This is a genomic window from Bradyrhizobium sp. PRIMUS42 (assembly GCF_023006515.1).
In the GTDB taxonomy this organism is placed as follows: domain Bacteria; phylum Pseudomonadota; class Alphaproteobacteria; order Rhizobiales; family Xanthobacteraceae; genus Bradyrhizobium.
The window spans coordinates 1-12,041 of record NZ_JALBGZ010000110.1; the positions used below are offsets into that span (position 1 = coordinate 1).

The 12,041-nt window shown below is 64.3% G+C and carries 10 protein-coding genes and 1 pseudogene; 6 read left to right on the plus strand and 5 right to left on the minus strand.

What is annotated here, in order from left to right; all coding sequences use genetic code 11:
- A partial coding sequence (locus tag MOV75_RS11745) for a lipid II flippase MurJ (RefSeq protein WP_309486935.1) occupies positions 1-913 on the minus strand: 913 nt, incomplete at its 3' end.
- 125 nt (positions 914-1,038) lie between these two features.
- Between MOV75_RS11745 and MOV75_RS11750 the strand changes: the two genes are divergently transcribed.
- Positions 1,039-2,040 carry an adenosine kinase gene (locus MOV75_RS11750; RefSeq protein ID WP_246924728.1) on the plus strand — a complete coding sequence of 334 codons (1,002 nt, stop codon included), beginning with the start codon at positions 1,039-1,041 and terminating at the stop codon, positions 2,038-2,040.
- Between the two features lie 158 nt (positions 2,041-2,198).
- Here MOV75_RS11750 and MOV75_RS11755 read toward each other — a convergent pair whose 3' ends face one another.
- The gene (locus tag MOV75_RS11755; protein WP_246924731.1) at positions 2,199-3,893 is read right to left on the minus strand and encodes an AMP-binding protein; all 1,695 of its coding nucleotides are present in this window, start codon (positions 3,891-3,893) and stop codon (positions 2,199-2,201) included.
- A 116-nt stretch (positions 3,894-4,009) separates the two neighbouring features.
- The gene (locus MOV75_RS11760; protein WP_246924733.1) at positions 4,010-5,203 is read right to left on the minus strand and encodes a serine hydrolase; all 1,194 of its coding nucleotides are present in this window, start codon (positions 5,201-5,203) and stop codon (positions 4,010-4,012) included.
- Positions 5,204-5,549: 346 nt separating this feature from the next.
- On the opposite strand from MOV75_RS11760, the gene MOV75_RS11765 reads away from it, so the two are divergent.
- Positions 5,550-5,870: a hypothetical protein gene (locus tag MOV75_RS11765; protein WP_094894365.1), complete on the plus strand. Its 321-nt coding sequence runs from the start codon at positions 5,550-5,552 to the stop codon at positions 5,868-5,870.
- A 187-nt stretch (positions 5,871-6,057) separates the two neighbouring features.
- Positions 6,058-7,551, plus strand: a complete 1,494-nt coding sequence (locus tag MOV75_RS11770; RefSeq protein WP_246924736.1) for an NAD-dependent succinate-semialdehyde dehydrogenase — start codon at positions 6,058-6,060, stop codon at positions 7,549-7,551.
- 180 nt (positions 7,552-7,731) lie between these two features.
- On the opposite strand, the gene MOV75_RS11775 is transcribed toward MOV75_RS11770, so the two are convergent.
- Together MOV75_RS11775 and MOV75_RS11780 are read right to left on the minus strand one after the other, a co-directional pair.
- Complete coding sequence (locus MOV75_RS11775) at positions 7,732-8,646, minus strand: phosphoribosylaminoimidazolesuccinocarboxamide synthase (protein ID WP_247005750.1); 915 nt, start codon at positions 8,644-8,646, stop codon at positions 7,732-7,734.
- Between the two features lie 77 nt (positions 8,647-8,723).
- A complete protein-coding gene (locus tag MOV75_RS11780) occupies positions 8,724-9,641 on the minus strand; it encodes a pirin family protein (protein ID WP_246924742.1) in 918 nt (305 codons plus the stop codon).
- A gap of 64 nt (positions 9,642-9,705) precedes the next feature.
- On the opposite strand from MOV75_RS11780, the gene MOV75_RS11785 reads away from it, so the two are divergent.
- From MOV75_RS11785 to MOV75_RS11795, 3 genes and pseudogenes are all read left to right on the plus strand, one after another.
- A complete protein-coding gene (locus MOV75_RS11785; RefSeq protein WP_246924744.1) occupies positions 9,706-10,299 on the plus strand; it encodes a GNAT family N-acetyltransferase in 594 nt (197 codons plus the stop codon).
- A 36-nt stretch (positions 10,300-10,335) separates the two neighbouring features.
- Positions 10,336-11,397: a helix-turn-helix domain-containing protein gene (locus MOV75_RS11790; RefSeq protein ID WP_247005758.1), complete on the plus strand. Its 1,062-nt coding sequence runs from the start codon at positions 10,336-10,338 to the stop codon at positions 11,395-11,397.
- A gap of 236 nt (positions 11,398-11,633) precedes the next feature.
- Positions 11,634-12,041 (plus strand): annotated as a pseudogene (locus tag MOV75_RS11795) (serine hydrolase); the annotation flags it as partial.

Genomic DNA, 12,041 nt, shown 5'->3' on the forward strand with positions numbered 1-12,041 from the left:
ATTCCGCATGCGCCACCGTCTCGCGGTCGGAGCTGGCGATGGCGCGCGTCAGCTCCGGCACCAGCACTGTGCCCATGGCGACGCCGACGATGCCGAGCGGCAGCTCGATCAGCCGGTTGGCGAAATAGAGCCAGGACACAGCGGACGGCGTCGCGGATGCGATGATCGCACCGGCCACCATCAGCCATTGCGGTCCCGAGCTTGCGATCATGCCGGGAATAGCCTTGGCGAAGAAGCCGCGCATCTCCTTGTCGAAACTGATGCGCAGCGGCGTGGCGAGGCGCGCACTCCGCTGCGACAGCAACATCAGGAGCTGCAGCAGGCCGGCGAAGCCGACGGTCGCCGCCAGCATCCACGCCGCGAAAGCCGCGTCGGCATGTCCGACGAGCAGCGCTGCGATCGCGACGATCAGCGCGATGTTGAACAGTAGCGGCGAGAAGGCGGTCAGCGCAAAGCGCCCCTGCGCGTTGAGCAGGCCCATCAGCACCGTGACCGGCCCGGCAAAGGCGAGATAGGGCAGCATCAGCCGCGCGTTCGCGACGGCGAGGTCGAGCGTGGCACTGCCGAGAAAGCCCGGCGCGATGATCGTGATGACTAGCGGCATGACCAGCGCAATGACGGCCGAGATCGCGATCAGGACCACGCTGACGGTGCCGAGCACGCGTCCGGCGAATGCGGAAGCGGCCTCCTCGCCATCGCGGTCCCTGACGCGCAGCCAGGCCGGGATCAGCGCCGCATTCAGCGCCCCCTCGCTGAGCAGCCGTCGCACCACATTGACGAGCTGGAACGCCGCCAGAAACGCATCCGCCACCGCGCCGGTGCCGAGCAGCGCCGCGATCAGGGAATCGCGGGCAAAGCCCAGCAGCCGCGAGGCCAGCGTTCCCGTCGAGACGGTCAGGAAGGAGCGGATCATCGGACTTACATAATACCGTTGCTTGCCCGTGCAGGCCCGGTCGTGATAGGCCGCGAGCCAGATTTCAGGCTGACAGGAAGCGGATTTCCGCTGGGATCGCAATCCGCCAAACAGGATCAAGGTGAATGGCTGACGTGAAATATGACGTTCTCGGCATCGGCAACGCGCTGTTCGACGTGCTGGTCAGGACCGACGAGGCCTTTTTGGCCAAGCATGGCATGACCAAGGGCAGCATGTCCCTGATCGACGAGGCGCGGGCGGCGGCCATTTACAAGGACATGGGGCCGGCCACGGAAGTCTCGGGGGGATCTGCCGCCAACACCATCGTCGGCATTGGCAGCCTGGGGGCGCGTGCCGCCTATGTCGGCAAGGTCAAGGACGACCAGATCGGCAAGCTCTACGTCCACGATATCCGCGCTGCCGGCGTCGCCTTCAACACGCCCGCCGCGACGGACGGTCCCGCCACCGGTTGCTCCTACATCCTGGTCACCGATGACGGCGAGCGCACCATGAACACTTATCTCGGCGCGGCGCAGGATCTGTCGCCCGCCGATATCGATCCGGCCGAAATCGCCGGCGCCGGCATCGTCTATCTCGAAGGCTACCTCTGGGACCCCAAGAACGCCAAGGACGCCTTCGTCAAGGCGGCCAAGATCGCTCATGATGCCAAGCGCAAGGTGGCGCTGACATTGTCGGATTCCTTCTGTGTCGACCGCTATCGCGACGAGTTCCTGTCCTTGATGCGCAACGGCACCGTCGACATCGTGTTCGCCAACGAGTCCGAGCTGCACTCGCTCTACATGACCTCGGATTTCGACACCGCGCTGAAGCAGCTGCGCAACGACGTCAATCTCGGAATCGTCACCCGCAGCGAGAAAGGCTGCATGGTAGTGTCGGTGGAGGACGCCGTCGCCGCGCCGGCCTTCCCGGTCAACAAGGTGGTCGACACCACCGGCGCCGGCGACCTCTTCGCCGCGGGCTTCCTGTATGGCCTGGCGCGCAATCTTGCGTACAAGCAGTGCGGCGAGCTCGGTGCGCTCGCAGCCGCCGAAGTGATTCAGCATATCGGCGCGCGGCCGCAAGTGTCGTTGAAGGACCTCGCCGGGCAGCGCGGGCTGACGGCGTAGCGCGCGTCTCTCTCCCCGTCATTGCGAGGAGCCCGCGACAAAATTGCGAAGCAATTTTGCGCTGATGCGACGAAGCAATCCAGAATCTTTCCGCGGGGACAGACTGGATTGCTTCGCTACGCTCGCAATGACGGTGTGGATGCAGGTTCTCGGACCCCTCACGCCGTCTTCGCCGCCTTCAGTCCCAGCCGCTGCTCAACGGTATCGCGCATCAAGAACTTCTGGATCTTTCCCGTCACCGTCATCGGGAATTCATCGACGAACTCCACGTAGCGCGGGATCTTGTTGTGGGCGATCTGGCCTTCGCAGAAGGCGCGGACCTCCTCTGCGCTCAACGTCTCGCCCGATCTGACGCGGACCCAGGCGCAGAGCTCCTCGCCATAGCGGTTATCCGCCACGCCGAAGACCTGCACATCCTGAATCTTGGGGTGACGATAGAGAAACTCCTCGATCTCGCGCGGATAGAGATTTTCGCCACCGCGGATCACCATGTCCTTGATGCGGCCGACGATATTGCAATAGCCCTCGTCGTCGATGACGGCGAGGTCGCCGGTATGCATCCAGCCGTTCGCATCGAGCACGTCGGCGGTCTTCTCGCTCTCCTCCCAATAGCCCAGCATGACGCTGTAGCCGCGGGTGCACAGCTCGCCCCGTTCGCCGCGCTTGACGATCCTGCCCTCGAGATCGACGACCTTGACCTCGACATGCGGATGAATCCGTCCGACCGTGGAAACGCGCCGCTCGAGCGGATCGTCCGTTGCGCTCTGGAAGCTGACCGGGCTGGTCTCGGTCATGCCATAGGCGATCGTGACCTCGCGCATGTTCATCTCGGTGTTGACGCGCTTCATCACCTCGATCGGGCAGGGCGCGCCGGCCATGATGCCGGTACGCAGCGACTTCAGGTCGAAGCTGGCGAATTCGGGATGATCGAGCTCGGCGATGAACATCGTCGGCACGCCGTAGAGCGCCGTGCATTTCTCCTGTTCGATCGTACGCAGCGTCGTGAGCGGATCGAACCCCTCGCCGGGATAAACCATGGTCGTGCCGAGTGTGACGGAGGCAAGATTCCCCATCACCATGCCGAAGCAATGATAGAGCGGCACGGGAATGCAGATGCGATCCCGCTCGGTCAGGCGCATCGCGCGTCCGGTGAAATAGCCGTTGTTGAGGATGTTGTGATGGGTCAGCGTCACCCCCTTGGGCGATCCCGTCGTGCCACTGGTGAACTGGATGTTGACGGGGTCGTCGAATTGCAGGGCGGCTCCGAGCGCTGAGAGTTGCTCGCGATGCTCCGCTCGGCCCATCCCGGCGACTTCTTCGAACGGGATCGTGCCTGATGCTGCCGGGCCGCCGATCTGGATCACGATCCGCAAGTCTGGCAGCCGCGCGGCCTGTAACTGTCCGGGCTTGGCGCTTGCGAGCTCGGGCAGCAGCGTGTTCAGCATCTCCATGTAGTTGCTGGTCTTGAACGCCGTCGCGGTGACGATCGCCGCGCAGCCCACCTTGCGAAGTGCAAATTCCAGCTCGCTCAAGCGGTAGGCGGGGTTGATCGTCACCAGGATGAGGCCGGCCTTGGCGGCGGCGAACTGGGTCAGCGTCCATTCCGGCCGGTTCAGTGACCAGATACCGATCCGCTGCCCCCGCTCGAGGCCGAGCGCGAGAAAGCCGGCCGCGAGCGCGTCGACCCGCTCGGCGAATTCACGCCATGTCCATCTCACGCCATGGCTGGGCGAGATGACGGCTTCGCGATCGCCCCAGCGCTGCACGGCCTGGTCAAGGCTGCGGCCGATGGTGTCGCCGAGCAGCGGCGCCTCCGAGATGCCGCAAACGTAGCTGTCCGCTTTTTCAGCCAAGTCGAAATCCTCTCGTCAAGGAATGGTCAGCGCGATTTTTTCGGTCGTCATGCCCGGGCTTGGCCGTCCGAAGGACGGCTAAGCCCGGGCATGACGCGTGGTGAAGGCCAGGCTCCCTACGCCGCCTTCTGGCCGCTTCCCGCATCGAGCCCGGCATAGACCCCGCGCTCAAATCCCGCAAATGCTTCCAGGCATTTCGCGTCGGCGAACGGCAGCAGCTGCATCAGAATCACCCCGGTGACGTCGCGGGCCGGGTCGATCCAGTAATAGGTGTTGGCGAGGCCCGCCCAGGCGAGGCTGCCTGCGCTGCGTCCTTCCGCGGTCTTGGCGGTGTTGATCATGAAGCTGAGGCCCCACTTCTTCACCTGCTCCGGGTAGAGGTCGACGTCGTTGGTGTACATCGGTGCCGCCGTGGTCATCTTGCCCATGGCGAGGTCGCCGATGTGATTTTGTCCCATCGTCGCGACCGTCTCGGCTTTCAGCACCTGGTTGCCGTTGCCGCGGCCCTTGTTGAGGATCATCTGGGTGAACTTGATGTAGTCGGCCGCCGTCGAATAGAGGCCGCCGCCGCCCATGTGGAATTCCGGCTCCTGCTCGAGCTCGAACGGGATCGATGCGAGCTGGCCGTCCTCGCCACGCGCATGCATGCCGACGAGGCGCTTGCGCATGTCGTCGGTGATCTTGAATGCCGTGTCGCTCATTCCGAGCGGGCTGAACAGATTGTCGCGCAGGTAAGCGTCGAGCCGCTTGCCGCTGGCAGCTTCCACCGCCTTGCCGACGAAATCAATGTTGGTGCCGTATTCCCAGCGCGTGCCGGGGTCGGTCATGATTGGCGTTTTCAGCGCCGCGTTCTGGCAGGTCGTGATGGCGGGAATGCCGTTCTTGTCGAGATAGACCGCGAGATCGCCGTTCCACATGTTGTAGCAGAAGCCGGCGGTGTGGGTCATGAGCTGGCGCAGCGTGATCGGCCGCTTGGCCGGCCGCAGCTTCGCTTCGCCCTTGGCATCGAAGCCTTCGAGCACCTGCGGGTTGGCGAGATCGGGCAACACCTCACCGATCGGCGCATCCAGCGACAGCTTACCCTGTTCGACCAGCTGCATCGCGCCCGCCGAGGTCACCGCCTTCGTCATCGAGGCGATCCAGAACACGCTATCCGCCGTCATCGCATCGGGCTTGGACAGGTCGCGCTTGCCGAATGCGCCCTGATACAGGACGTCGTTACCGCTGGCCGCGATCGCGACGACGCCGGGAATTTCCTTGGCGTCGCTCTTCTGGCGCAGGATCTGGTCGATCTCAGCTTTGCTCCGCATGCGTGTTTCCTCCGGTTTGATTATTGTTGGAAGTGATCGATTGTCCTCCCGCACGCCCCGCGCGGCAAGCGTGTCCAGATGCCCGCGGTGGTCGCGATGTCGTGACTTGACGGTCCGTGCTCCACGCAGGACGACAGACGGGCCGAACGGCAGCACTCCGTCACAATCTGCGGTGGAAGGCCGCACTTCGCCGTGACCGTGGATGGGCTCTGGCGATATGCTTCACGTGTTTGAAGCACCTGAAACATTTTGTGCGTTGCGGCGTTCAGCACTCGGCTCAATCGACGGCCGACGTTAAGACTTGATGCAAATTGGCGGCTGCTGAGCGGCCGCGAGGGGACCTCAGATGATTTCGACTTGGAGCGAATGGAAGCGCTATCCCCGTCCCGGACGGGGCGAGAATTTGGAGGCGCCGATTTCGCCCGGGATCTACGAGGTGCGCATCGCCGGGACCGGCGCGCTCTATTCCTTCGGTGCGGTCGACAATCTGGCGCAATCCCTGGCGCTGCTGCCGGTCGGCTCGAAAAACTGGTTCGGTCGCCGCAACCCGTCGGACGTTCCCGATCTCGAATACCGGACGTGCGCAACGTCGTCGAAGGCGGACGCCAAGGCCGCGGCCGAGCGCATGATCGGCCGTCGCGAGACCTATATGAGCGGCGCGGCCTAGGCATGATCCGGACCCGAAGGGCCGCGTTAGCGCAAAGTGTGCGGCGGTTTTCCGGAAAGATCATGCTCAAACAATAAGTTCGCCCGCTGCCAGTTTAACTATCATCTGATGTGCGTTGTGGGGCGGTGCATCGGGCGCCGCTTGCTCCTATATTCCGGGCCGATCCGATCGCCCTGGGAGTAACGTCATGACACCGACCGCCGCCGCACGCGCCACGCAAGCCACCGCCACCCTGCGCGACCGGTTGAAGGACCCTTCGCTGCTGAAGGAAGCCTGCTACATCGACGGCGCCTGGGTCGGCACACCGGTCTTCGCCGTCAACAATCCTGCGACCGGCGTCGAGATCGCCAAAGTTCCGCAGCTTGGTGCTGATGATACGACCAAGGCGGTCCAAGCCGCCGAGCGCGCCTTTCCGGCCTGGGCCAAGCACACCGCCAAGCAGCGCTCCAACATCCTGCGCAAATGGTTCGAGCTGATCACAGCCAATCGCGAAGATCTCGCGCTGATCCTCACTTCCGAGCAGGGCAAACCGCTTTCGGAAGCGCTCGGCGAGGTCGACATCGGCGCCGCCTATATCGAGTTCTTCGCGGAGGAAGCGAGGCGCGTCTATGGCGAGACCATTCCCACCCAGCGGCCCGATGCGCGGCTGCTCGCGATCAAGCAGCCGATCGGTGTCTGTGGTGCGATCACACCTTGGAATTTCCCGAACTCGATGATCACGCGAAAAGTGTCCCCGGCGCTCGCCGCCGGCTGCACCGTGGTGCTGAAGCCCGCCAATGAAACGCCGCTGTCGGCGCTGGCGCTGGCTGTGCTCGCCGAGAAGGCCGGCATCCCCAAGGGCGTGCTCAACATCATCACCGGTGACGCGCCGCCGATCGGCAAGGTGCTGTGCGAGCATCCGGCGGTGCGCTTCGTCGGCTTCACCGGCTCGACCGCGGTCGGCAAGATCCTCTACCAGCAGGCTTCCGTCGGCGTGAAACGGCTTGGCCTCGAGCTCGGCGGCAATGCGCCCTTCGTGGTGTTCGACGATGCCGACATCGACGCCGCGGTCGAAGGCGCCATCGTCTCGAAATACCGCAACATGGGCCAGACCTGCGTCTGCGCCAATCGCCTCTACGCCCAGGACAAGATTTACGACGAATTCGTGCAGAAGCTGTCGAAGAAAGTCGCGGCGATGAAGATCGGCGACGGTACCGAGAGCGGTGTCACGCAAGGGCCCTTGATCAACATGAAGGCGGTCGACAAGGTCGAGCGCCACATCGCGGATGCCGTCAAGCGCGGCGCCAAAATCGTCACAGGCGGCAAGCGCAGCGAGCTCGGGCGCTCGTTCTTCGAGCCCACGGTGCTGGCCGACGTCAAGTCGGACTCGCTGGTGGCGCAGGAGGAAACCTTTGGTCCGCTCGCGCCGGTGATCCGCTTCAAGGACGAAGCCGACGTCATTGCGATGTGCAACGCCTCGCCGTTCGGCCTCGCCTCGTATTTCTACTCCCGTGATCTCGGCCGTGTCTGGCGCGTCGCCGAGGCGCTGGAGTCCGGCATGGTCGGCGTCAACACCGGCCTCATCACCACCGAAGTCGCCCCCTTCGGCGGCGTGAAGGAAAGCGGCCTCGGCCGTGAAGGCTCGCGTCACGGCATGGAAGAATATGTCGAGATCAAATACGTGATGATGGCAGGGGTGTGAGGTGCCGCCGGTTTCACCGCGAATCTGAGCTAGCTAGGCAGGCGACGCTAGAGAGGCACACCGGCCTCTCAACGTCATTGCGAGCAGAGCGAAGCAATCCAGGAATGTATCCGCGGAGGCAGTCTGGATTGCTTCGTCGCTTCGCTCCTCGCAATGACGAGGTGAGCGGCAACAGCTAGGCTAGATCTTCAATTCTGTCCCCGTCACCCGCCGATACGCTTCCAGGTACCGCTTGCTGGTTGCGTCCACTACGCTCGCCGGCAGCGGGGGCGGCGGGGCGTCGCCGTTCCAGCGGCCGGCGCGGCGCTCGACATCGAGATAGTCGCGCAGCGGTTGTTTATCGAAGCTCGCCTGCGGCTGGCCCGGTTTATAGGCACTGGCCGCCCAGAAGCGCGAGGAATCCGGGGTCATCACCTCGTCGATCAGGATGATGCGGCCGTCCTTGTCACGGCCGAACTCGAACTTGGTGTCGGCGATGATGATGCCCTGCTCGCGGGCCAGCTCCTCGCCGAGCGTGTAGATCGCGCGCGTCATGCTCTCCAGCGTGTAGGCGACCTCGTCGCCGACCACCGTGCGCATCGTCGCGATGGTGATGTTCTCGTCATGGCCGCTCTCGGCCTTGGTTGCCGGGCTGAAGATGGCAGGCTCGAGCTTCTCGCTCTCGACGAGTCCGGCCTTCAGCTTTTCGCCGGCCAGCGTGCCGCTCGCGGCGTATTCCTTCCAGGCCGAGCCCGAGAGATAGCCGCGGATCACGCATTCGATCGGGAACACGGTGGTGCGCTTGCACAGCATGGCGCGGCCGAGAATCTCGGCGCGGTGTGGCTTCAAGGCCGGTACGGCTGCTAAAATCGCGTCGGTGTCGGCGCTGATCATGTGATGCGGCACCACGCCTTCGAGCTCGTTGAACCACCAGGCGCTGATTTGGGTCAGCACCGCCCCCTTCATCGGAATGGTCTCGCCCATCACGACGTCGAAGGCGCTAATGCGGTCGGTGGTGACGAGCAGCAGGCGGTCGCCGTCGACGTCGTAGATATCGCGCACCTTGCCGCGTCCGATCTTGGTCAGGGGCAGGTCGCTGGAGAGCATGGTGGTCATCGGCAAATCTTTCGCAGGCAAGGCTTTCAGGCAGGACATCCGACCGCGTGAATGGCGCGGCCGGAAGCCGGAATAGCCTATTCCGGCAGCGGAATGAACTCATGTTCCTGCGGAACTGCGGCGAAGCGACCGGTTTTCCAGTCCTGCTTGGCCTGCTCGATCCGCTCCTTGCTGGAGGAGACGAAATTCCACCAGACGTGGCGTGGCCCCTCCAGCGCATCGCCGCCGAGAAACATCATCCGCGTAGCCTTCAGCGCCTTCACGGTGATGCGGTCGCCGGGGCGGAAGATCAGCAGCCGCGGCGCCTCGTACCGCTCGTTTGCGATCTCGACCTCGCCATCGACGATGTAGATCGCGCGCTCCTCATGATCGGGATCGAGCGGCACGCTCGCGCCTTGGGCGGCCGTGACCTCCGTATAGAACCACGGCGACACCATCGTCACAGGCGAAGCGATGCCGAACGACGAGCCCGCGATCACCCGTGCGGTGAAATCGCGCTCGGAGATCATCGGCAAATCGCCGGCGCCGTAATGCTGGAACGACGGCGCGATCTCCTCCGATCCTGCCGGCAGCGCGATCCAGCTTTGCAGGCCCAGCATCTTCTGGCCCGAGGCGCGCTGCGCGTCGGGCGTGCGTTCGGAATGCGCGATGCCGCGCCCCGCCGTCATCAAATTCATCGCGCCGGGCGCGATCTCCTGGACGTTGCCCTCGCTGTCCCGATGCATGATCGCGCCGTCGAACAGATAGGTTACGGTGGCGAGCCCGATATGCGGATGCGGCCGCACGTCCATGCCCTTGCCGGAGACGAACTGAACGGGTCCGAAATGGTCGAAGAAGATGAAGGGCCCGACCATCTGCCGCTTGCCATGCGGCAGCGCGCGCCGCACCGCGAACCCGTCGCCGAGATCGCGGGTGCGCGGCACGATGACGAGGTCGAGCGCGTCGCAGGACATGGGATCGCCGAGCACGGGATCGTTTGAGGGCTGCCAGCTCATGGTGGACTCCTGTTTCTTGCTGGTATGATCGTAGCAGAACAACAATGAAAACGGGAGGAGACCGATGATTCCGCCGCTCAAGCCTGGCGCCAGGCTTTTGCAGGTGTCCGGCCCCAGAATTGAGACGGAACACCTGATCCTGCGCCCGTGGCGCGCAAGCGATATTGCGCCGAACGCGGTGATGCTGTCCGATCCCGGCACCGCCCGCTTCATCGCGCCGGACGGCAAGCCGATCACGACCGAGATCGGCGGCTGGCGCAACGCGGCCGTGATCTCCGGGCACTGGGCGCTCTACGGTTTCGGCATGTTCGCGGTCGAGGAAAAATCGAGCGGCAGATATGTCGGACGTGTGGGCCCGTGGTCGCCACCGGGTTGGCCCGGTTTCGAGGTCGGCTGGGGCATTGCAAAGGAATTCCGCGGCAAAGGCTATGCGGCGGAAGCGGCCGGCGCTTCGATCGACTGGGTGTTCGACAGCTTCGAGATCGACGAGATCATGCACTGTATCGAAAGCACGAATGTGCCATCGCAGGGTGTGGCCCGGAGCCTGGGCGCTCGGAAGGATCGCGAGATCGATCTGTTCGGCAAGCCGGCCGACGCCTGGATCACCTCGCGCGTGTCGTGGACCCGGCGAATTGAATCGAGGTCTGATCTGACTTAGGTTCGTGGCACGCCGCTGTGCAATCGGATTGACCGGATGCTGCTGACCAATCTCGAACTTGCCTTTCGCGCCGCATCCGTCGCGCTGCTGCTGGTGTTGGCTGCGTCATTGGTCTCCGAGTTTCGCAATGTGCTGGCGGCCCGGCTCGGCGCCGCCTTCGCTCTGGGGTCGGCCGCGCATGCGGCGAGCTATTCGGTGGACGTCACGTCACCGATCCCGCTCCTGCACGCGCCGCTGATCGCGTTGTCGACCGGCGACATCGTGGTGTTCTGGCTGTTCACACGGTCCCTGTTCGACGACGAGTTTCGTCTGCGCTGGTGGCACGGAGGGGTCTGGGCGCTGGTGACGGCCTTCAGCTTCGCAGGCTGCGTCTGGATCGCACCCAGCGGCCATGTGCGGTTCTCGGTGACGCTGGTCAATCTGATCGTGCTCGGCTTCATCGCGCTCGCGGTCGGGAAGATGATCGCCTCCTGGCCGGCCGACCTGGTCGAGCGCCGCCGCGGCGTTCGTGTCTTCATCGTCTGCGCAACCGCGATCTACGGCGGTCTGAACGCAGTGCTTCAGATCGCCGTCACCGGCCACCACGTCGGCGACGTCGCCGAAACCATCAATGCCGGCGTGCTCGCCTGCATCGTCGCGGCGATGGTCTATGCCATGATGCGCGTTGACGGAGCAGATCTGTTTCCGGCCGCGGCAGAGCCCGCACCGCCGATCGTTTTCAGTCAGCCGTCGGCCGATGAGGCCGCCGATCAAAAGCTCATCGACGCCCTGATGCGGCTGATGGCGGACGAGCGGATCTATCGTCAGGAGAACATCACCATCGGCGCCCTGGCGGGCCGGCTGAAAATTCCCGAATACCGGTTGCGCCGGCTGATCAACCAGCGGCTCGGCTACCGCAACTTCAACGTCTTCCTGAACAACCACCGGATCGAGGAGGCCAAGGCCGCGCTCGCCGATCCAACACAGGCCGAGGTCCCGGTCATCACCATCGCGATGGACGCCGGCTTCCAGTCGCTCGGGCCGTTCAACCGCGCCTTCAAGACGGTCACCGGCGTGACGCCGACCGAGTACCGGCGGCTGAAGGTAAATGCGGCGTGATGTGTTGCTTCGCCTCTCCCCGCTTGTAGGGAGAGGCCGACGCGGCCCGCAAGCGCGGGCGAGGGGGCGACTGCCATCGCGGCTGCATCTTCGTATTGTTTTGAAATAGCTCGCTTATTCCAGAATCGGCGAGCCTCGCCCGGCTTTCAATAAGGCCGTTTTCCAAATCCGGCGAGCCGTGATCGCGCCGCTCCGGCTTCCTTCCGGGCACACCCCGCCCATGCCGGAGAAAGCCCGTGACCCGCCGCCGCAAGATCATTCTCTCAATCACCACCGTCGCCTGTGCCGGCCTCGCGCTCGGCGCGGTTCGCGCCCACGACGTCCCCAAGGTTGCCACCGGCTTCATGGCTGACATCCTCTGCTCCGAGACCTTCATCTCCGGCCTCGATACCAGGCGCAATCTCGCCGAGACCACCGACGCGATGCCCGGCACCGGTCTGCTGACCTGGGCGATGGACTACCGGGTCGATCGGGTGCGCAAGGATGTCATGGTGACGCTGTTCGGCATCGGCCGCAGCCATGCCGTCTATCGCGAGGGGCTCGGCTGCACGCTCGAGCACGAAGCTGGCATCGCCGACGTGGCGGTGCCGCCTGACGACAAGCAGCCTGCGCTGCTGTCCGAGATCGCCGGCCCCGGGATCGTG